Annotated in this window: 16 protein-coding genes and 1 pseudogene; 7 read left to right on the forward strand and 10 right to left on the reverse strand. The window is 63.4% G+C overall.

Translation table 11 applies throughout. The features are described 5' to 3' along the window. Positions 1 to 104: 104 nt before the first annotated feature. The 6 genes and pseudogenes from P9A16_RS17410 to P9A16_RS17435 form a co-directional block, all read left to right on the forward strand. A pseudogene (locus P9A16_RS17410) lies at positions 105 to 353 on the forward strand (efflux RND transporter permease subunit); the annotation flags it as partial. Between the two features lie 190 nt (positions 354 to 543). Further along, positions 544 to 747 carry a DUF2934 domain-containing protein gene (locus P9A16_RS17415; protein WP_050747024.1) on the forward strand — a complete coding sequence of 68 codons (204 nt, stop codon included), beginning with the start codon at positions 544 to 546 and terminating at the stop codon, positions 745 to 747. Between the two features lie 58 nt (positions 748 to 805). Continuing rightward, positions 806 to 2,500, forward strand: coding sequence for an alpha-glucan family phosphorylase (gene glgP / locus P9A16_RS17420; protein WP_278025776.1), 1,695 nt, complete (start codon positions 806 to 808; stop codon positions 2,498 to 2,500). A gap of 12 nt (positions 2,501 to 2,512) precedes the next feature. Further along, positions 2,513 to 3,166: a CBS domain-containing protein gene (locus tag P9A16_RS17425; protein ID WP_112585223.1), complete on the forward strand. Its 654-nt coding sequence runs from the start codon at positions 2,513 to 2,515 to the stop codon at positions 3,164 to 3,166. Then, complete coding sequence (locus P9A16_RS17430; protein WP_050747022.1) at positions 3,163 to 4,173, forward strand: hydroxyacid dehydrogenase; 1,011 nt, start codon at positions 3,163 to 3,165, stop codon at positions 4,171 to 4,173. The genes P9A16_RS17425 and P9A16_RS17430 overlap by 4 nt, the downstream gene beginning before the upstream one ends. 1 nt (position 4,174) lies before the next feature. After that, positions 4,175 to 4,843, forward strand: coding sequence for a DUF6629 family protein (locus P9A16_RS17435; RefSeq protein ID WP_077546179.1), 669 nt, complete (start codon positions 4,175 to 4,177; stop codon positions 4,841 to 4,843). A gap of 148 nt (positions 4,844 to 4,991) precedes the next feature. Here P9A16_RS17435 and cls read toward each other — a convergent pair whose 3' ends face one another. From cls to P9A16_RS17485, 10 genes are all read right to left on the reverse strand, one after another. Further along, positions 4,992 to 6,428, reverse strand: a complete 1,437-nt coding sequence (cls, locus tag P9A16_RS17440; RefSeq protein WP_112585224.1) for a cardiolipin synthase — start codon at positions 6,426 to 6,428, stop codon at positions 4,992 to 4,994. A 153-nt stretch (positions 6,429 to 6,581) separates the two neighbouring features. Then, on the reverse strand, positions 6,582 to 8,180 hold the full coding sequence (locus tag P9A16_RS17445) for an ABC1 kinase family protein (protein WP_112585226.1): 1,599 nt from the start codon (positions 8,178 to 8,180) through the stop codon (positions 6,582 to 6,584). 39 nt (positions 8,181 to 8,219) lie between these two features. Next, positions 8,220 to 9,260, reverse strand: coding sequence for a type II glyceraldehyde-3-phosphate dehydrogenase (locus P9A16_RS17450; RefSeq protein ID WP_077546182.1), 1,041 nt, complete (start codon positions 9,258 to 9,260; stop codon positions 8,220 to 8,222). A 169-nt stretch (positions 9,261 to 9,429) separates the two neighbouring features. Further along, positions 9,430 to 10,944 carry a multicopper oxidase family protein gene (locus tag P9A16_RS17455; RefSeq protein ID WP_112585228.1) on the reverse strand — a complete coding sequence of 505 codons (1,515 nt, stop codon included), beginning with the start codon at positions 10,942 to 10,944 and terminating at the stop codon, positions 9,430 to 9,432. A gap of 595 nt (positions 10,945 to 11,539) precedes the next feature. Beyond that, complete coding sequence (locus P9A16_RS17460) at positions 11,540 to 12,811, reverse strand: MgtC/SapB family protein (protein WP_077546184.1); 1,272 nt, start codon at positions 12,809 to 12,811, stop codon at positions 11,540 to 11,542. 43 nt (positions 12,812 to 12,854) lie between these two features. Next, a complete protein-coding gene (locus tag P9A16_RS17465; RefSeq protein WP_278025777.1) occupies positions 12,855 to 13,379 on the reverse strand; it encodes a cytochrome b in 525 nt (174 codons plus the stop codon). After that, complete coding sequence (locus P9A16_RS17470) at positions 13,376 to 14,902, reverse strand: thymidine phosphorylase family protein (protein ID WP_112585230.1); 1,527 nt, start codon at positions 14,900 to 14,902, stop codon at positions 13,376 to 13,378. The genes P9A16_RS17465 and P9A16_RS17470 overlap by 4 nt, the downstream gene beginning before the upstream one ends. Then, positions 14,899 to 16,257, reverse strand: a complete 1,359-nt coding sequence (locus tag P9A16_RS17475) for an MBL fold metallo-hydrolase RNA specificity domain-containing protein (protein ID WP_112585940.1) — start codon at positions 16,255 to 16,257, stop codon at positions 14,899 to 14,901. Before P9A16_RS17475 ends, P9A16_RS17470 begins: the two co-directional genes overlap by 4 nt. A gap of 8 nt (positions 16,258 to 16,265) precedes the next feature. Beyond that, positions 16,266 to 18,653: a xylulose 5-phosphate 3-epimerase gene (locus tag P9A16_RS17480; RefSeq protein ID WP_216331576.1), complete on the reverse strand. Its 2,388-nt coding sequence runs from the start codon at positions 18,651 to 18,653 to the stop codon at positions 16,266 to 16,268. Positions 18,654 to 18,700: 47 nt separating this feature from the next. After that, positions 18,701 to 19,732, reverse strand: a complete 1,032-nt coding sequence (locus tag P9A16_RS17485; RefSeq protein ID WP_235864173.1) for a ribose-phosphate pyrophosphokinase — start codon at positions 19,730 to 19,732, stop codon at positions 18,701 to 18,703. A gap of 418 nt (positions 19,733 to 20,150) precedes the next feature. Between P9A16_RS17485 and ftsH the strand changes: the two genes are divergently transcribed. After that, positions 20,151 to 22,025 carry an ATP-dependent zinc metalloprotease FtsH gene (ftsH, locus tag P9A16_RS17490; RefSeq protein ID WP_112585232.1) on the forward strand — a complete coding sequence of 625 codons (1,875 nt, stop codon included), beginning with the start codon at positions 20,151 to 20,153 and terminating at the stop codon, positions 22,023 to 22,025. The last annotated feature ends 29 nt before the right edge of the window (positions 22,026 to 22,054 follow it).

The following is a 22,054-nucleotide window of genomic DNA, read 5'->3' on the forward strand; positions in this document are numbered from 1 at the left end:
CGACTTCTCGCCCATCAATGTGGAGGGCTTCGGTGGCCAGAGGAGCTACGCCATCACCGCTTTGATCGGGAACGGACATGTCGCTCCCGATCGACACAGTTCGGAGCAAGGTCGAGCTCAGGCGCGGTGCCACCTCGATCAGCACCGAGAACGGCCAGCTTGCGAACTATGTCTGCGTCGACGTCAGAGGCCGTGATCTCGGCGGCTATGTCGCCGATGCCCGAAGGGCTGTTGCGGAGCAGGTGACACTGCCGCCCGGCTACACCATCGGGTGGAACGGCCAGTTCGAATATCTGCAACGTGCCGAAGCACGCATCAAGATCGTCGTGCCGGTTACACTAATCATCATCTTCTAGCTGCTCTATGCATGGCGCTCCCGATGTCCAAGCCTAATTTCATACCTTCAGTGAATAACACAGCATTGGAGTTAAGGAGTTGGGGGGCCAGTACGTCATCTTTAACCTCCATCAACGATTGCTGTCCAACTCGGGCTCACACTGCCATGCGCAAAAAGAAGTCCGACATCGAAGAAGGAGCACTATCATGTCAGAAGCGCAGGCCACTCTGGAGAAGGACGTTGTTCGACCCAAGATCGAGCTGCGAGCTTATGAAATCTGGGTGCGTGAGGGTTGTCCGAAAGGTCACGACCTAGAGCACTGGCTGCGCGCCGAAGCCGAGATCGTGGGGGAGGGCGCCGAGCCCGAAGCGACGGATGAGGTCGCAGATTCTGCCAAGAAGAAGAAATAATCCGTCGATCGCGCGAGTGACGCCGACAAGCGGGCTTCCTCACACCGGGAGGGTACTCTTGGATTTTCTGGATCGGGCTGTTCAGCGGACGCGCTTTGCGTATTTCTCGATGGAGATCGCGCTTCGCGCCGAGATGCATACTTACAGCGGCGGGCTGGGTGTGCTCGCCGGGGACTCGGCGCGCTCGGCGGCTGATCTCGATCTACCAATGGTGTTCGTTACGCTCGTGAGCCGCCAGGGTTATGCGCGGCAGGAGATCGACAACAGTCATGCGCAGGTCAGCCATGCTGATCCGTGGTCGCCCCAAGACTTTGCGACCGCCTTGCCGCAGATGGTAGCTGTGTCAATCGAGGGACGTGCGGTGTGGGTGCGCCCCTGGCTCTATGCGCTGGAATGCCAGCTGGGGCATGTCATCCCGGTGCTGCTGCTCGACACGGATCTCGCGGAGAACGCCGTGGAGGATCGCCGGATCACCGATGCGCTTTATGGTGGGGACCAGGCCTATCGGCTGAAGCAGGAGATCGTGCTCGGCGTCGGCGGCCAGAGCGTGCTGCGTGCGCTCGGCTTCCGCATCGAGAAATATCACCTCAACGAAGGCCATGCAGCGCTGCTAACCCTGCCCCTTCTAAAAGGAACGCGGCGGCCAGACGGCGTTCACGCGTCCGATCCGATCGACAGCTACGACGTCTCGGCGGTTCGCGAGCGCTGCGTGTTCACGACGCACACGCCTGTGGAAGCCGGGTTCGACAAATTCGACTATGACCTCGTTGAGCGCGTGCTCGGCGACTACATTGAACGCGATATCCTGGCGCACCTCGCCGGCGCCGATCAGCTCAATATGACGCATCTGGCGCTGAATCTCAGCGGCTATGTCAACGGTGTCGCCCGCCGGCACGCGGAGACGACGCGCAAACTCTTCCCAGGCTATACGATCGCCTCGATCACCAATGGCGTTCATGTCCATCGATGGACGCATGGCGCCATTGCCAGACTGTTCGAGCAGCAATTCTCAAACTGGGCGCACGAGCCCGAGGTCCTCGCCTTCTCCGATCAGATCGGCGACAACGCCTTGTGGTCGGCACACGGGGACGCAAAGCATGATCTGCTGGCACGGATCGCGCAGGCGACGGGGAGGCAATTGCGTCCCGACCTGCCGCTGATCGGATATGCGCGGCGCATGACCGCCTATAAGCGGCCCGAGCTCATCTTCTCCGACATGGAGCGCTTGCGCGAGATCGCGAACGCTCAACCTTTCCAGATCGTCCTGGCCGGCCTTGCGCATCCGAACGATGGCGGCGGGCAGGAAGCGATACGCGCGCTGGGGGCGCATATCGATGCACTTGAAGGCACGATCCCGGCGGTATTCATGCCTGGGTACAATCTCGACGTTGCCGCCGCGTTGGTCGCCGGTTGCGATGTCTGGTTGAACACGCCGCTGCCGCCGCTCGAAGCATCCGGCACGAGCGGCATGAAGGCCGCCCTCAACGGCGCGCTCAACCTGAGCGTCCTCGATGGTTGGTGGATCGAGGGCTGTGTCGAGAGTGTGACGGGCTGGTCGATCCCCAGCAATGGTGCCGAGGCGAGCGATGCGGGAGCGCTCTATGACAAGCTGCGGGCTGTGGTGCTTCCCCTCTATCACGGTGACCGGGGACGCTGGATCTGGATGATGAAGCAAGCCATCAGCAAGATCGGGTCGTCCTTCAATTCTCATCGGATGATGCGCCGCTACGTCACCGAAGCCTATTTGCGTTGACGAGGGACGAGGATGCGTGTGCAAGATGTGATGTCGACGCGATTGGTCACCATCAGCCCGGAGCACAGCGTCTGGCACGCCGCGCAGATCATGCTCACCGAACATGTCAGCGGCCTGCCGGTGCTCGACGACGCACAAGCCTTGATCGGCATGGTCACGGAAGGCGACCTGCTGCGGCGCTCCGAGCTCGGCACACCTCTCGGTGACGGCGGAGTGCAAGAGCGTGCGCGGGCCTACGTCAAGAGCCGCAGCTGGAAGGTCGGTGCGCTGATGTCGGCCCCGGTTTTGTCCATCGACGAGGATGCCCCGCTGTCGCAAGTGGCGATGCTGCTCGGCCTCAACCGGATCAAGCGTCTGCCGGTGCTGCGCGACGCACGGCTGGTGGGCATCGTCAGCAGGGCGGACCTGCTCAAGGTCATTTCGGCGGGCGGACCGGATGCGGAGATCAGGGGCGATGCGGCGGTCTCGCGGGCTCTGCGCGCCCGCCTCGAGGAGGCGGGCGCCGTGCTGCGCCGACAGCCGGAACTCCATGTCGCCGCGGGTCGGGTGCACGTCGCAGGGACCATGCGCTCGCAGGAGGAAATCGACGTCGTGCGGATGGTGGTCGACAGTGTCGTGGGATCGGGGTTTAAGGATGATTTGACAGTGGAGAAGGAGCCTCGATGAGGGTTGTTCTGTTCGAAGCGGAGGATTGGGAGAAGAAAGCCTGCGCAAAACTGATGCGCCGGCACGACGTCCGCTGCACGACGGCTCCGCTGAATATCACCACGGTCGGCGAATTCGAGGACGCGGAGGTGATCAGCCCTTTCGTGGCGTCCCGCCTTGATTCCGGCATCATCGATCGATTGCCCGATCTGAAACTCATCGCGACCCGTTCGGCGGGATACGATCATATCGACCTGACCGCCTGTCGAGAGCGAAGTATCGCCGTTGCCAATGTGCCGGATTACGGGGATGCGACGGTCGCCGAGCACGCCTTCGCGCTGCTGCTGGCGCTTGCGCGCAACATCGTCGAGAGTGTCGCGCTGACCCGCCGCGGCGGTTTCTCGATGGCCGGCATGCGTGGTCTTGAGTTGCGGGACAAGGTCATTGCGGTTGTTGGAACAGGGCGCATCGGCCGCCGCACGATCGAGATCGCGCATGGCTTCGGCATGAAGGTCCTCGCCTTCGATCAGGTCGAGGACGCTGCCGCCGCGACACGGCTGGGCTTCACCTATGGCGCGCTCGACGAGGTCCTGGCGCAGGCCGATGTGGTGACGTTGCATGTACCATCATCACCGGACACCGTCGGGATGATCGGCGAACGGCAGTTCGACGTTATGAAGGACGGCGCCATCCTCATCAATACCGCGCGCGGCAATGTGGTCGACACGGAGGCGCTGGTGCGGGCGCTGGCAAGCGGCAAGTTGCGCGCGGCCGGTCTCGACGTGCTGCCGCAGGAGCCGCTGATCCGTGAGGAGGCCGAGATCTTCCGCCAGAACATGGCGGTCGATACGGTCGATCTCAAGGCGCTTGTCGCCAACCACGTGCTGCTGCGCTTTCCGAACGTTCTGGTCACGCCGCACAACGCCTACAACACCGACGCGGCGCTGCGACGTATCATCGACACCACCCTTGCCAACATCGAAGGCTTTGCGGCCGGTCGCCCGGTCAATCTGGTAGGGGTAGCCTGAGATGTGCCTTTCCGCGGAGGTCAGTCTGGGTGCCGCCGCCGTCCTCATCCCGGGCGGCGCGGTGGCGGGCGCGTCGGCCTGGCGGGCAGATCGCCGCTATCTGATGATCGCAACCCTTCCGCTTCTGTTCGGTCTGCAGCAACTGGTGGAGGGTTTGATCTGGATCGAGGGCCACGCAGGCAACACGCATCGCGTCGGCCAGTATTCCTTGCTCTACATGTTCTTCACCTGGATTGCCTGGCCGATCTGGGTACCTCTGTCGGCCTACTTCCTGGAGGGCGGTGGGCGCCGGAACCTCATCCTTTTGTTCGTCATCGCGGGCGCGATGCTGGGCGGCCTGCAGTTCATTCCGTACTTTGTCCATGACGGCTGGCTGGCAACGACCTTCCTGCGTTGGGCAGTTCGCTATCAGGACATCAATCTGCTCGACGGGCTCGTCTCCCGGACCGTGACCTACGCGATCTACGTTGCTGTCGTCATCGTGCCCTTCCTGCTGGTGCGAGGCTGGGAGATCAAGATTTTCGGCCTGCTCGTCGCCGGCGTCCTCGTCATCACCTATGCGTTCTTCTCCTACGCCTATATCTCGGTGTTCTGCTTCGGCGGTGCGGTGATCTCCCTCTATCTCCTGGCGCTGATGTGGCGCAGGCGAGCCAGGCCCGCACTGGCGTGATCGCTGTACGGTCGCATTGCCGGCGTTTGCCGTGCCAAGTGCGAGCGTAGAGCAAGATCCGCACGACGAATACGCCCATATGCACCCGCAGCCGAAGTGGGGCATCGCGTTGCGTTCGATTGCTCCATTTGGAAGCCGCTGATGCTGTTCACAGGAGAGGGCTCGCCAGCCGCGCCAGGTTCTCGCCAATCTTGTGGATCATTGGACGTTTTTCCCAACCGTCGAGCGTGAGCGTCGCGGTGTTGTCGAAGCAGCGCACTTGCTCACGGCGCAACTGTTCCGTGACACCCTTGTCAAAAACGATAAGGCTTACCTCGGCGTTTAGGACAAAAGAGCGGATGTCGACATTGCTGGAACCCAGCAGCGAGATCTCATCATCAAACGTCATATGCTTGGCGTGCAGAAAGACCTCCTCATAGAGATGCACTTGGACACCGGCCTGGAGGAGTTCGGAGTAGTAGGATTGCTGCGCCAATTTCACCAGGATGTGATCCGTGAGACGCGAGACCAGCAAACGCACCTCCACCCCACGCAGCACGGCGGTTTTGAGTGCTTGAAGGAGAGGTTCGTCCGGGACGAAGTAGGGCGTCGTGATCACGACACGCTTGCTTGCGCCGTGAACCAGAGCCGCAATTACATTGCCAATCCCTGCGTTCGGGTAGTCAGGACCGCTTGGAAGGACCTGTGCAACGGCCCCGGCATCGGGATGATGGTGTGGAAAAAGGGCGGATACCGCCAGTTCCTCCTCCGTTTCCATGAACCAGTCGGCGACAAAGACGGCTTGCAGCTCTGTCGTGATCGGGCCGACAACTCGTGCGACCAACTCCTCGTTTGCGATGTTGGAGGCAGATAGGGCGTTTGTTATGTTCTGGGAGCCGATATAGCCGATGCGGCTGTCTATGACGGCAACCTTACGGTGATTACGCAGGTCGGCACGCGCCGATCTGCGCCGAAAGATCCCCACCTTCAGAGCGAATTGAACGTCCACACCTGCTCGGGTTAGCAGCCTCGTCACCTGGTGCCGCCATTGCCGGGACCCGATGGCATCAATCAGTACCCTGCATGTGACACCTCGCAGGACCGCCCGTTCCAATGCTTCTATTACGCGCAGACCCGTCCGGTCGTCTGCGAATATGTAGAACAGGAGATGGACAGTTCGTTCCGCATGATCGATGTCGACGACCATGCGGTCGATAACACCCTCATAATTGGAAAGAAGTTCGACGTTGTTGCCAGAAAGCGCGGGGAACTGGCCGAGGGTTTCAATCAGGAGCGCCGGTCCCGCCAGCGAGCCTGGCAAGTCGGGACGGCGGCAGAAGTGAGAATGGGCAATCTCTTTCGATGCCGCGACCAGGACCTCCGGCAATCTGGCGAAGCGTTCCCTGCGCCAGCGGGGATAGGTCGGTCTGCCGATAACAAGATAGACCGCAAGTGCAGGAAGGGGCAGGAAAAATATTAGCAGCAGCCAGCTGCGCGCGGCGTCGGGCGAACGTCGAAAGGGCACGACAAAAACCATGACAATGCGGATTGTCCATTCCACTACCAAGTAGGCGATCGCCCAGGCTTCGTTCCCAATAAGCGCCATCGCCGTCGTCCCGTGTGCCTATGTTTTCCGCGAAGGTTGAGGAGTGGAGTAGCAGCGTTCGTTCGATCCCAGGATCTTCGGCTTCCACGGTCCTGTGATCTCCGCCCGTCCGCTGCGCGCGGCGGTGCAGGTGCGCCCGCACCGACGCAGCGCTCATCGTCGCCACAGTATGTTAATCCACCGCAGGACGCGCATGCAGATCCAGATCGCCACGATAAATCCGATCAGGGCCGTGACGGGCAGCCCTATCACCTCAGGTCCAATATGCGCTTGCGCCAACAGCGCGGACGTGACCAGCATTCCAGCCGACAGAAGCGCCAGCGCCGCGAGAGCCGCCCGGCGGTCGAGCCGCCGCTCGGTTTCGTCCGATTGATGGACACGCACACCAAGGGCTAGGTCTCCGCCGTCCTGATGGGCGCGATGAAGCCAGGAGGCCAACAGCGAGGGCAGGTCCTCTGCGGAGAGCGCCAGCTCGGTTTTGAGACGCGCCATGGCTGCCGGGTCAGGCCTGCCGCCCAGCGTGTGCGCCAACGCGGCCTCGCCTTTGGCAATGATCGTATCCAGCACATTGAAGTTGGGATCGAGCCGGCGCAGGCAGCCCTCAATCAGAAAAAGCGCCCTGACGAAAACCATGAGGTTATAGGGAACGACGACGCGGGCGCCGTCACCGAGCCGCATCACCCTGAGGAAAGCATCGGCGATAGACCAGTCCTTCAGCGGCAGCGAGGAATAGTCGCTGAGGATTTCTTCGATACCCTGCACGAATGCCGTGCGTTCCGCCTGCCGGTCGATCAGCGAAAGAGCGATGGCCGCGTCGAGCATCCATCCGGCGTCCTGGTGAACGAACGCCTGGAGAAAGATCCCGAGATTGCGCCGTGTCGTGTGGTCAAGATGGCCCACGAGCCCGAAATCGTGAAAGCAGATCCGGCCGTCCTCCATAACGAAGAGATTGCCGGGATGCGGATCGCCATGAAACAGACCGGTCGTCAGCAGTTGCTCAAGATAGAAATCGACCAGGACGCCCGCGATCCGCGAACCGTCCTGCGATATGGCCGAATCCTCGATCGATCGGCCATGGCTCATGACCTGGACGAGGATTGCTTCGCTTGATAGCGTTTCGAATGCTTCCGGCACGTAGACGTCGGTGCGCTGCCTGTAGGCATCAGAAAATCGTCGAATGTTTCGCGCTTCCTGGAGAAGGTCAGTCTCGCGCCGGAGATTGGCCCACATTTCGCGGGCGAGGCGCTCGGGCTGCAGGCGGCGGAAGCTCGGGATCGCCGCGCCGGCGATCCGGGCAACGGCAACGAGTATCCGCATGTCGCTGTCGATCCGCTCCCGCATGTGCGGGCGCCTTATCTTGACGATCACCTCCTGGCCGTCGGGCAGGGTGGCGCGATGGACCTGGGCGATCGAAGCGGCTGCGAAAGGTTCGCTGTCGAATGTCTGGAACACCTGTTCGACCGGCCGGCGCAAGGCGCGCTCAAGTTCCGCCCTGGCCTCTGTCGAGGAAAATGGCCGGGCACGCTCGCGCAGGTCGCGCAGTTGCCTGAGATAGTCCTCCGGGAACAGGTCGGGCCGCATGCTGAGGGCCTGACCGATCTTGATGAAGGTTCCGCCGAGCTCATCGAGCGTCTGGCGTAGGCGAACTGGCAGGGCCGAGGCATCGGCGGCGACGCCGCGGCGCCGCTCGGCTAGATAGAGCAGAGTCAATGAGACTGCGGCGGCGACGATCCTGAAAAACCGCGAGCTCACGCGCTTTACCCCGGTTATAGGCGGCCGCCGCGCATCGCGTTAGAACAACCGCTGCCGGATGCCGAGCGACGCGTTCGTCAGCGCGATTGAAGAGTCGGCACCCGATGCGAGGCCGGTCAAGGCGCGGATGGCATCGATCGTCTCGGGAATGACGATCGCCTGGTTGTCGACCATGTAGGCGTAGAACAGCTCGTCGCCTTCCGTGCGCAGCATGTCTTCCCAGAGCGCCACCTCGTAGAGATTGTCGTGCGGTCGGCCGAGGTCGGCCATCAGCTCCTTCACGGTATTGATCGCGGTGAGCCCGTCCGTGGTTCGGATCAGCGCGATCCGCGACGAAGCGCCGAAAGCCCCGAGCACCTCCTCCTTCTCGGCCGCCCGGGTCATCTGGACGGACCAATAATGGAGATGCGCCAGCGTCTCGGGAACCTTGACGGCCATGGTCACCACGTCGAGGTCGGGGTCGACGCTCTGGGCGTCTGGTCCCTGATGACTCGGGATCTCGGGCTCGGGCACGAGCGTGTTCATGATCCCGCCTTCATGGCTTTCCCACGGATCGGTGGCGCGCCTCAGCAGCGTGCCGCGCGCGCGTTTGAGCAGGCCGGCCCGCTTCAAGACGGAAAGCGTGCGAACGATGGAGGTCGTGTTGCAGGACACAACGCGCGTCGACTGGCGGCCGATCGCGCTCGCAAAGGAGCTTTCTGCGACGAAAGAGTGTCCGGTCACGGCGTGTTTCTCGCCGCCATGGACGATGAACTTGATGCCGCGGGCCCGGTACCGCTCGACGTTGGTTGCGGCGACGCGCTTGGGTGTGCAGTCGACGACGATGTCCGCGGTCTGGAGCAGCGCATCGAGCGTACCGGCGACCGACAAGCCGGATGCCCTCATCGGGCCAGCCGTCTCATCGGACGCCGCGTAGAGCGGAATCGCCTTCTCTTCAAGCGGGCGCAGGCGCCAGTCGCTCGCGATGTCGCAGACACCGACGAGTTCCATATCAGCCTGAAGACGCACGGCGTCGGCCACCCGCTTGCCGATTACGCCATAGCCGTTCACGGCAACCCGGATGGAACTGTGCTGTGTCATTCCAGAAATCCTTAGAAACGAAAGTTCGATCGCGCCGCTTCCCGCCGCCTTAAGAGGAAAGAGCACCATTTTGTATGCCAGCGCTCGGCGGCTGCATCTTTGATCGAGGTTAAGGATGCACAGTCGTCGTGGTGCCGGCTCGGATTCCGGCACCAGGCAACGACAGGTTCTAGCCAAGATCCTCATAGGTGACGTAGGCCATCATGCCGGTCGCCATGTGGTAGAGGTGATGGCAGTGCAGCGGCCACTTGCCCGGATTGCTGGCATCGAAGACGAAGGTCAGGGTTTCGCCGGGTGGCACTAGCGCCGTATCGCGCACGGCCCCGGAGATTGCGGTGCCGTTCACGTTGGTTACCTGGAAATGATGACCGTGCAGGTGCATCGGATGCGCCATCATGGATGCGTTGCGCATCGTGATCTCTATCCGCTCCCCTTGACGCGTGCGCATATCCGAGGCGCCGTCCATGCCCCATACATAGCTTTGCATCTGGCCGGTCAGGGCGATCTCGAAACGTCTGTCTGCCGGACGAACGGCCAGCGGCCTTACGGCCCGCAGGCGCTGCTCGAGGGAATTGCCCACGATCGGACCGTCGGCCTCGGCAATGGGAGCGATACGCTGGATGGGGGCTCCGGCTGTGGCGAGGATCACGCCCGTGCGTTCCATTGCCCCTTCCCGCAGGGCCAGAACAGGATAGGTTCCGGCTCCTTGAGGCAGTTCCAAGCGGATATCGAGGCGTTGACCCATGCTGATCGGGAATGTTTTGCCGTCGACCGGTTCGACCTCCTGGCCGTCGACAGCAACGAGCGTTCCCTGCACGACGCCGGTGTCGATGGTGAAGGCTGTGGCAGTCGCGCCATTGATAATGCGCAGGCGGACGCGGCCGCCTTTTTCCACTTGCACGACTTCGGGATCGTCGAGCGTTCGATCGTTGGCCAGGTAGGCATCATAATCGATGTCGTTGAGGTCCATGGCCCCCATTGTGCCCATGTCCATTCCGGGCATGCCGCCCTTGTTCATGCCATCCATCTCCATATTGCCGTGCCCCATGGCGGAATGATCCATCATCGGCATTCCGGCCATTTTCCCTTGCCCTGTCGCAGGTACACTCGACCGGGCGTCGTGGGCTTGTCCGCTCTTGAGCCTGGCCAGCAGTTCCTCGGCCGGCGTAAAGGAAAAGTCGTGCAGGAGGATGACGACGTTCTGTTCATCCCGTTCCCTGTCGGCCGCGGTGCGGACGACAAGTGGCGCGGCAAGCAGGTTCTGCTCCTGAAGCGTGTGCGCGTGCATCCAGTGCGTGCCGCCGGCACCGACAGGGAAGGTATAGCGCACGACCTCGCCTGCCTTGATTAGGGCCATCGGATTGTCCGGCACGCCGTCCATCTTCCAGGGCGGCGTCAGGCCGTGCCAGTGGATCATGGTCGGTTCATCGATCACGTTTGCAAGCTCGACATCGAAACTCGATCCAGCGTCCAGTTGGATCCCTTGCTTGCCGTCAGGCTGCATCAATCCGAACACGCGTGCTGCCTTGCCGTTGACCTCGATCGTGCGGCTGGCAATTCCGAGCCTGAGCGGTGGCGCGGCGGCCGAGGCCTGAGGCAGGGCGCCGAAGGGGCGGATGACGGAAGCCGCGCCGACGGCGGCGGTCCCGGTCATGATCGTTGTGAGAAAACGACGTCTGTTCATGGTTCACTCCTGATGTGGCCTGCATCGGCAGGCAAGCTGATCGGTGCGTCTTTCGGACGCTGGTCGGCGACCCAATGCGCGATCGGGTCGTTTCGGTCAGATCAGCTTCGGGGAGGCCCGTGGGAAGGATGGACAGAAATGCCGGCCGATTGGGTCTCGATCGGCAATGCATGATCCCTCACCACGGGGGCACCATCGAAGAGGGCGGCAGGCGGCACAAGGCTGAAGCACTTGAGGCAGTATTTTTGGCAGCACTGATCGAGGCTTCTGTCGGTCCTCTTGCCGCTACCATGATAACCTGCATGCACGAGAACGCCGTCCACGTTGGCGCTTGCCGAAACGGTTTGAGTATTGGCCGGGTCTGGACACGGCAAGGTGTGGGCAGTCGTCAAGGACGCCGTCAGAAAGGCGAATACCAACGCGGCCACGACAGCCGTTCTCAATCGTTCGCAAATGTTCGCCACCAGAGCCACCTCAAATCACCTCGATTCAACTCTAGCGCATCAGGAAGTTTTCCTGTTTGATCGGGATCAATGCCAATCCGATGCTGTAAAGCCGTTCCAGCCAGATAGTGTTGTCGTCATGATGAGACCAATCACGACGGCGTACCAGGCCAGTCGAAATGCGGAAGTGTCGCGAAGACGAGGAAGCCCAAGCCGACTGCCGTAATGGTGGCGACCGCGATCGGGAGCCAAAAACGCACCGGCCCCGTCCCGGCCGCGACAACCAACCGTCCAGCCGCGTTCGTTGTCAGGGCGAGCAGCACGGCGTGCCCCACAGTCTCTCTGTCTGCCGAGACACCAAGGAGCCGCAATGCGCTCAGCACGGCAACGTCGATATCGAAGGTGCCGGTGATCGCCGACGTGACCACCATGCCACCAGTGTTCCCGACCGAAACTGCAGCACTTATGGTCGAAACCACAGCAAACAGGATCGCAAAGGCCAGCAGTGCCCACAATTCGAAGGGGTTGCGTGGCATTTGTCCAGCGTCGGTTGGAACTGCACCGCGCGACAGAAACACCCCGCCGCACATCACGAAAGTCAGAACCGCGGCAAGAATGGCAAGTCCTGCGACGCCGAGCACTGATGGTGAGACGATCGCGACGATGCCGGCAACACGGAGCACCGAGACGGCGGCGGCGAGCGTGGCGGCTCCGGCCAGCGGCCAAGGATTGCCGCCTGCGGTTGCCGTACGCGCGAGCGCCAGCGTCACCGCCGTCGATGATACCACTGCCCCCGCCAATCCGCCCACCAGCACTCCACGTGTGGTTCCGAACAGGCGGACGGCAATATAGCCGAGGAACGAGATTGCAGCAGTCAGCACTGTGAAGAGCCAGATCTGTTGCGGATTGAAGCCGCCCCACGGATCGATCGCCTGCGCAGGGAGGAGCGGCAGGATGATCGCCGTCATCACCGCCAGCACCAGCGCGGCGCGCAACTCGATCCAGGAGAGGCGCCTGAGAAGACCATGCAGCAGATCGCGACTGGCGAGGAGGACGGCAAGTGCGGTGCCTCCGGCGGCAGCGGCGCGGTGATCCCCCGCAACCGCCAGTGCTCCGAGCACGAACACGCCCAGGGCCGCGACAACACCGGTCACGCTGAAATCCGCATCCTGAATGGCTTCGCGGCTCTTGTACCAGGCAAAGACCGCGGTGAAGGCCAGCAGCCCTGCGATCAGCACCGATGGTGCCGCGACGCTCTTGGCGAGCGCGGCGAACAGGCCGCCAAGAAGACCGGTAATGGCATAGGTGCGGATACCGGCCGTTCTCGCGCCATCCGGGGCGTCGCGCTCGCGCCAGCCACGCTCGAGACCTACCAGCAGGCCAATGGCGAGCGCCAAGCCCAACCTGGCGATCAACGGGTCCACTGTCAGCTTCCCGCGGGCTGACGGCCATGAAACGAAGTCGGCATCATCGCGGCTTCCGGATCATGCGCCAAAGGACGTCGTCGCGGCGCCAGAAATGATGCCAGAGCGCCGCTGCGGCATGAAGGAGGACAAGAACGAGCAACGTCCAGCTCAGCAGGCTGTGAACCGGCGCAATCCGGAACGTGACATACATGGCGATCGTGCCGGTGACCGGCAGCGCGATCAAGACGGCGTAGAGCGCGACATGCATAACGGCGGCAATGATGCGCTCGACGACCGACATGCCTCGGGCAGGCGGCGGTCTGCCATAGGCAAGGCGCATGACCAGTTGCGCCAGTACAAGACCAAGGATTGCCCAGCCGCTCCAGGCATGGACCTGATGCAGGAACAGGTCGAAGGGGCGCGGTTTCATGAACAGGTGCGCCATATGCGTGCGCTGGATTGCCCAGGCCGTCGGCACCTGTACGAGGCAAAGGACAAGCACGGTCCAATGCATCAGACGATGGGCGAGTGGGAATTCCTCGGGCGGACTCCGCCGGTGGCGTCCTCCCGGGCGCCGCCATCTCAAGTCTCGACCTCGACGATGTCGCCTGCGCGCGCGGCATAATCGAGCGCATAGGCGAGCTCGCCCGTCGTCTCGGCATGGACATGAAGCAGGGGCTGGCCCCGATCGATGTCGTCGCCGAGCCGAACCTCCATGTGAACGCCCGCCGCCTTCGATTCGGGTGCGCCAGCGAGCTTGGCAAGCCGCGAGAGTTTGCGGTTGTTTATGTGAACGACGCGCCCGGTATGCGGCGCGAGCAGGGGATAGACATTGGGCGCCCGCGGTGGCGTACGAGGGCCGCCCTGCGCCCGGCAGATCGCCTCGAACTTCGACCAGGCCCTCCCGCTTGAGAGCGTTTCGAGCGCGCGGACGACGCCTTCTCCCCGTTCGGCCTTGCCGCCGATCTCGAGTGCGGCACCGGCCAGCGTCGCCGCCCGGCGGCGCAGGTCGTCAGGGGCGTCCGCTGCGTTCTGCAATACGGCGAGCACGTCCAGCGCTTCTAGTGCCGGCCCGATGCCGCGACCGACGGGCTGCGAGCCGTCCGTCTGGATGCAAGTCGTGGCGAGCCCGAACCGTGAGGCAACAGCGTTGAGACGCAGGCCGAGCTGAGCGGCCGCGTTCTCACCGCGCACCTTGGCGGTCGGCCCGACGGGAATGTCGATCACGACGTGGGTAGACCCCGCCGCTATCTTTTTGGACAGCACGGAGGCGACCAGCTGGCCTTCGGTGTCGACGTCGAGCTCGCGCTCGACGCGGACGAAAATGTCGTCGGCGGGGCTCAGATGCACAGCGCCGCCCCAGGCGATGCAGCCGCCTTCGCGTTCGACGACGCGCCTCAATGTCGCGATGTCGAGCTCCACCGGCGCCAGCGTTTCCATCGTGTCGGCGGTGCCGGCCGGAGAGGTGATGGCGCGTGACGAGGTCTTGGGCATGAGCAAGCCGTTCGCGGCGACGATCGCGACCACGATCGGGGTTGTCCTGTTGCCGGGAAGGCCGCCGACGCAATGCTTGTCGACCACGATTGGCGCGTCCCAGCGCATCCGCTCGCCGACGTCCACCATGGCGCCGGTCAGGTCGGCAGTTTCGTTCTCGTCGAGGGGGAGGGCGGCGCTGGCCGTGAGGAAAGCGGCTAGGTGGACTTCCGTGTAACGCCCGGCGACCATGTCGCGCAGGATTTCTGCGAAGGCGCGCGAATCGAGCCGATTGCCGTAGATGCGCTGACGCACGCTCGCCAGCGAGTCGATCGCGGGTGCATGGCTGACCCTGACCGCGTCACCGTCGGCAAGGCCAAGCCGCTCCCAGGCGGTTTCGGAGAGGCCGACTTCGTCGAGGGCGATTAGACCGTCACCGTCGACCTGGAACAGCGTCGCCTGAACCTCGCCGCTGCCGTTGGAGACAAGGACTTGTGAGCGCGCCGACAAACCCTCCGACCGGCAGACGTGGCAATCGGTGCGCATGACGACGACGGCCTGATGCTGCGTGTGCAGGCGGATGCGCCTCGCCCGCAGGGTCGGTTGAGCGGGAATTGTCGTGTCGGCGAACGTCATAGATCGAACTTCTGGTTCTGGCGGGGAACGACGGCATCCCATCCGAGCTCCCGGTCAATGCGAACGCGCAGCGCTTCGGAGCCTTCGTCTTCGCCGTGCACGATGAAGACCCGGGACGGCGGTCGGCGGAAGCCCGACAACCACCGCATCAGCTCGCTGGAATCAGCATGCGCCGACAGCATTGACAGTTCCTCGACCGCGGCGCGAACGGGAATCCATTCACCATGGATCTTGGTCTCCTGCGCGCCTTGCAGCATAGCACGACCGCGGGTGCCGGCCGCCTGGAAACCGGAGAACAGGATCGTATTGCGTGCATGCGGCGCGAACGCCTTCAGATGATGAAGCACGCGCCCGCCGGTGGCCATGCCACTCGCCGAGATAACCACCTTGGGATACGGGCTTGCCGTGATGCCCTTCGAGCCGTCGACGTCGCGGGTGTAGGTCGCAATCGCGCAGACCTCCTTACATTGCTCCGGGGTCAGGCGGTGGTCCCCACGGTGGGCGTGGAGGAGGTCGGTGGCGTCGATTGCCATCGGGCTGTCGAGATAGACAGGCACCTTCGCCAGGCGCCCAGTACTTTTGAGCTTCCAGAGATGGTAAAGGAGCGATTGCGCGCGACCCACGGCGAAGGCGGGAACGACGACCGTCCCGCCGCGCGCGACTGTTCGCTCGACGACGGCGCCGAGCGCTTCGGTGGGATCGGCAGGATCGTGCATGCGGTTGCCGTAGGTCGATTCGATCAACACATAGTCCGCCTCCGGTACAGGGGCCGGATCGGGAAGAACCGGATCGTCATAGCGGCCGAGATCGCCGGAGAAGGCGACACGGCGTCCGCCCCATTCGATCTCGGCGGTGGCGGCGCCCAGGATGTGCCCGGCATGACGGAAAGTCAGCGTCGCGCCGAACGGGAGCTTGACCGGCTTGTCGAAGGGCACGGGCGAGAAGAATTCAAGGCTGCGCTCGGCATCCCGGATGCCGTAGAGCGCGAGCGCCGGCTTGTGTTTCGAGAAGCCTTTTCTGTTGGCGTATTCGGCGTCCTTCTCCTGCAGGTGGCCGCTGTCCTTGAGGATGAGCTCTGCCACATCGCGCGTTGCCGCCGTCGCATAGATCTTTCCCTTGAAGCCGTCGCGCACAAGCTTGGGAAGGTAGCCCGAATGGTCAAGATGGGCGTGCGTCAGGATAACGGCGTCGATGCTCGAAGGGTCGATCGGCAGCGGTTCCCAGTTTAACTCGCGCAGGTTCTTGAGGCCCTGAAACAGACCGCAGTCGATCAGGATGCGTTTGTCGCCGTTGGTGAGCAGATGTTTCGAGCCGGTGACGGTGCCTGCGCCGCCGAGGGACGTAAGTGTCAGCATGGCGTCCTTCATTTGGTAGGAGTGGTGAGATCGGCGGGCGAGCCTTTCCCATCGATGGCATTGCGTTCGGCGACTGTCAGGAAGTCGCGGCGCGACCACCCAGCCAAAGGTGCGGCGGCATCGATCAGATGCGCCCAACTGCAGCGATTGGCGAACAGCAGGCCCGCGACATCCAGCGTGCCGCCCCGGCTGATATAGCCGCGGGCCACAGTGTGTTTCGGACCGCTGTCGAGCCGTCGCAGCAGGCCGAGCATCGGCTCGGGCCGTGTGTGCGAGACGATCAGGCGCGGGACATCGACCGGGAAGAGGCGCACGAGCTCCTCGTCGGACGCCACAAAACGCGCCTCGATGGGATCGCGGGGGATCCTGAAGCGACCGGGCTCGTTGATCGCCGTCACCACGACCCGCCGTCCATGCTCTTTCAGGCGGTTCGCCGCCTTGAGCGCCTCTTCGAGCTGGTAAGCGCCGATCGCAACGATCTGCAGCTCGGCGCCGTCAACCTGTCCCTCGATGTGGGCAGCGCCGTCGGCGACGAAACGGACGGCGGCAGCGCCGTCGAAGCGGTGCGGCATGTCGCGCTTTGAGACGATCACGCAGGCGACCTGGCCGCGCCCCTCGAACACCGAGGCCATGGTGGCGACGGCGCTGTTGGCGTCTACCGGAAACAGCACACGCGCGGTGTCCGACATCTCGCCGAGCAGCGCCTCGCCGACGGTCGGATCCTGATGCGACTGCTCGTTCTTGGAATTCTCCCAGGTATGCGAGGTGACGACAAGCGGCACGGAAATCCAGCCCGGGCTCTGGCCCACCGTGCGTTGGTGGCGCGCGAAGATGATCTCCTGACGCAGGCCACCGAGCATCTTCATCGCGAAGGCTTCGTAGCTGACGATGAGGTTGATCCCGCCTTTGTTCGCAAGGGCCGCGGCGGCGACCGCTTCCTCGTTGAGTGCGGTGATCACGGCGCCATCAACGGCATCGGCGACGCCGGCTTCGGGCGTATTGACGCGGTGGCGGAGGCGGTCAAGGGTGGCACCCATGTGGTTGGAGCGCAGTTCGTCCGGATTGCCGACGCGCACCCTGTGCGACGGATTTGCGTTGACAAGGCTCACGAACCAGCGGTCGAGCGCATGCATGGCGCAATCGGCCGGCGCGCTTTTGTCGGTCCATTGCGGCTGCGGCAGGCTCGGCGCAGACGGCCGGCGCGACGCCAGCGGATGCCGGCTCTCCGGGGGACGCTTCTGCTCCTGGTGAATCGCAATTGCTGAAACGGCCTCGGCGATCTCCTCCTGCGGGACGAACAGAACCCGCGCCGCTTCGTTGAACGCAGTTCGCGCGGCCTCGTCGCGGGACGGATTTCCGGCAAGCGGGAGATTGTGCGCGGCGTTCGTGCCAGCGCCTGGAAAGCCGAAGCCTTTCACGGTATTGGCAATGGCGTAGGGAATGGGAGCGGGATAGACGCGGGCGGGATCGCCCGCAAAACGGCCAAGGCGCTCCTCGGCCGTCAGGATCGCCCAGACGAAGGCCGCGGGATCGCGACCGTCGATCTCGAACGGATCGAATCCGTTGAGCCTGAGATGATCAGCGAGCCAATCGGCGCCGCCCTGCTGCGCAATCTGCGCCCGCTCCTCGATGCGTCGGCCGTTAAGGATCATGATCGGCACGACGAGACCGCTATCCTCAGCTCGCCACCAGCGCGCCGTCCAGTCCGAGCCGCGCTGCTCCTCGAAGGCGCCATCGCTCACGAAAGCGACCAGGCTCTCTCCGGGTAGCGGGGCATGGACGTACTGGACCTCGGCGAAGCCGAGATATCCGCCCTCGGAAATGGCGCCGGCCGTGTTCGGTCCGGCATGGCTGCCGATCGGCACCGCCGGACGGCCCTCGGCATTGATAGCATAGGAATAGAAGTCGGCGGCGAGCCGGGACAACCCTTTCTCGCTCCGGTCATAGCGCCCTTTCTGCGCATCCGAAACGTCGCCGGTCAGCGCGTTGAGCGCCTCGATCGCCGCGACGCAATGGCCCTGTCCCATCACCCAGGAGCGGGTGGTGGCCGAGAGCGTGTTCGCGGCAAGGTAGCCGACAAAGGCCGGCACCATGTTCAGGGAACCGCCGGTATGGCCTTCAGGGGTTGCTTTGAAGGCTTCTAGCGGCAGCGACGCGCCGGAGAGGTCGACGCGCTTGGCATAGGTCATGTGAACCACCGTCCACATCGCGGCGGAGGTCAGCCGGTCGGCAGCGGCAAGCAGGCGGTAAAGCGCGTCCGGGTTCTGCTTCGGCGACTGCGCAAGAGCGCGAATGCGCTCGACGGTTTCGTCGCTATGCGTGATCGGGCCGTAGCCGGCACGCCAATGTTCGAATGCTGGGGAGTGTTCGAAGGCTGTGGACGTCGTCGCGGCCATGCGCTGCTGCCTTTCCTGGATGTGTCTGCTTTCCGATGCCGATGGCATCACTCAACCCCGCCGGTCCACGACGGAGGATCGCTGGCGGGAAAGGAATCGATGCCGGCGCGTTCGACGTCGTCGAGCGGCTCGGGCGGGCGTCGATGACGAACGAGTTCAGGATCGGGAGCGTCGGCGATGGCCAGCGCATCCGTGACCAGTCGGGCGAGCCCGATCGCGTTGCTCGGATGACTGACCGAATCGGAGGAGACGATCCTGCCGCAGAGCGGCGCCAGGCGCGTATAGGAATCACCGGCGAAGATGCCGTGCACGACAGCGACGTCGGGTCGTGCGAATCCAAGCGGCGGCAGCTTTCGCGCCGCCTCGATGAGCGTATTGCCGGAGGAGGCGATGTCGTCGACCAGGACGGGCTGCAGCCCGCTCGATGAGGAGAGGTCGGGAAACGCGATCTCGACGTCGCGGTCGCCATGCCGGATCTTACGCAGCACCGCATGCGGCGCGCCGATCTTTGCGGCGATGGCCGACACCCATTGCTCGCTTTCCTCGTCCGGACCGATGATCAGCGGATCGGCAACCGACGCGGCGATCCACTCCGCCAGGAGCGGCGCCGCATGCAGCGTCAGCGCCGGGATTTCATAGAGCGCGGACAGCGCCGGATAGCGGTGCAGGTGCGGATCGACGGTGACGAGCCGGTCGAAGCTGGACGAGATCAGGCGCGCAAAGGTTCGGGAGGTGATGGCCTCACCCGACCGGAAACGCCGATCCTGCCGCATATAGGCCAGATATGGAGCGATCAACGTCACCGCGGTGGCGCCGAGCGATCGGGCCGCGTCAGCGAGAAAGACGAGCCGGAGGAAGCCCTCATCGGGGCGAGCGAGCGTCGAGACCAGAAGAACCGATTTTGCTGCGACGTCGCACGCGAGGCGGACATAGCTCTCGCCGTCCGGGAAACTGCGCGTCTCGATCGCCCCCAGCTCGCCGGCGCCAGCGTTCGCAAGTGCTTGCGCAAATGCTTCATTGCCGGGGAGAGCAATGATGACGGGGACGGAAGTCATCTGGGCTGTGGCAGGGGCCATCATCGTTCTTTCGCAGTCTCGTTCCGGCGTGCAGCACGACGCGCGGTCAGCTCATGATTTCTTGCCCAAAGGCGAAGACAGGTCTCAGATAAAGCCCGCACGGAAGCTCGATTCTTTAATCGAGATTAAGTTCTTGCCATTGCGTGCCAACTCGGCCTCGCGTGCGAACGGCATTTCCGGTCATGCACGAAGGGATGCATAAAGGCTCCGGCCAGCACCTTTCCGGACGCAATCTTGATCTGAGTTAAAGTTCCGGCCTTCCCAGGCGCGCATTTTGACGACCAAGCAGGCTTCAAGTGACTTTTAGCAGAGAACCTTGTCGATCCTGATGCTCAATAGACGCGGCGATCCATAACGCGCCTGGCTGATGACATAAATCGCATTGGCCGTCGCGCGCGAGAGAAGTACGGGAATGCGGCCCATGGAGAATGAGAACAAAGCGCCCGCGAAGCGGGTCTTCAAGTTCGACATCTTGTATTTTATTGCGGTCTTCTTTGCCGTTCTGCTGATCCGGGATCTGCTTGTCGGCCAAGGCCACATCGAGGTCATTCCGTACAGCGAGTTCCAGAGCCTGATCGAAAGGGACGGCGTCGCCGACCTGGTGGTCGGACCGACGGAGATCACCGGCGCTTACAAGCCGCCTATCGAGAAGGATGCGCCCCAGCATTTCTCCACGGTTCGCGTCGATCCGCAGATCGCCGACGTGCTAACCAAGAGCAACATTTCCTTCTCCGGCAAACCCGCGCCGGGCCTCTTCGAAAACCTGCTCTCCTGGCTGATGCCGGCTGCGATTTTCGTGTTGATCTGGATATTCCTGCTGCGGCCGATGATGGCCGGACAGCATGGCGGCCTGATGAGCATCGGGCGCAGCCGGGCGAAAGTCTATGGCGAGAAGTCTGTAAAGGTGACCTTCGCCGATGTGGCGGGCGTCGATGAAGCCAAGCAGGAGCTCGCCGAAGTCGTCGGCTTCCTAAAGGACCCGGCAACCTATGGCCGGCTCGGCGCGCGCATTCCCAAGGGCCTGCTTCTCGTCGGTCCGCCCGGAACCGGCAAGACGCTTCTGGCGCGTGCCGTCGCCGGGGAATCGGGGGTTCGCTTCTTTTCGATTACCGGTTCCGAATTCGTCGAGATGTTCGTCGGCGTCGGCGCTTCGCGCGTGCGCGACCTGTTCCAGCAGGCGCGCGCGCAGGCCCCGGCCATCGTCTTCATCGACGAACTCGATGCGCTCGGTCGCGCCCGCGGCGTCGATATGCCGGGCGGTGGACATGACGAGAAGGAGCAGACGCTCAATCAGCTGCTCGCCGAGATGGACGGCTTCGACCCGAGCGTCGGCATTATCGTTCTCGCCGCGACGAACCGGCCAGAGATTCTCGATCCCGCGTTGCTGCGCGCAGGTCGCTTCGATCGCCAGGTTCTGGTCGACCGCCCCGATCGTCAGGGCCGGATCGACATACTGAACGTGCACCTGAAGAAGATCAGCGTGGCGCCCGAACTCGACGTCGCGGCGGTCGCGGCGCTCACGCCCGGCTTCACTGGCGCCGATCTCGCCAATCTGGTCAACGAAGCCGCGCTTGTGGCCACGCGCCGCGGCGCGAGCGCCACCGTGCTCGACGATTTCACGCAGGCCGTGGAACGTATCGTCGCCGGCCTGGAGAAGAAAAGCCGGATTCTCATTCCACGCGAGCGCCAGATCGTCGCCAATCACGAGATGGGGCATGCGCTCGTCGCCATGGCGCTTCCCCAGACCGACGTGGTGCAGAAGGTCTCGATCATCCCGCGCGGCATTGCTGCGCTCGGCTACACGCTCCAGCGGCCGACCGAGGATCGCTTCCTCATGAGCCAGTCCGAATTGCAGGATCGCATGGCGGTGCTGCTTGGCGGTCGGGCCGCCGAAAGCCTGGTGTTCGACGAGATTTCGACAGGCGCGGCGGACGATCTCGTCAAGGCGACGGACATCGCACGCAACATGGTGGTCCGGTTCGGCATGTCGAAGGAGCTCGGACAGGTCGCATATGAACCGGAGACCGGCAGCTTCCTCGTCGGACAGACCCCGGTCTGGCGGCCGCGCACCTATAGTGATGAGACGGCCGAGGCCATCGATCACATGGTGAAAGACCTGATTGACAGCGCCTTCCAGAAGGCACGCGCGATCCTCGAGCGCAACCGATCCGTGCTCGATACCAGTGCGCGCGAGCTTCTTGCGCGCGAGACGCTCGGCCCCGACGAGCTCGCCAAGCTGACCACGGGTCTCGAGCGCGAGGCACCGCGAAAGCCAGGTCTCGCTCTGGTCGAATGATGCGGATCGAAAATCGCCGGATAGGCCTG

It is taken from the genome of Shinella sp. 838, assembly GCF_029623935.1.
GTDB lineage: Bacteria > Pseudomonadota > Alphaproteobacteria > Rhizobiales > Rhizobiaceae > Shinella.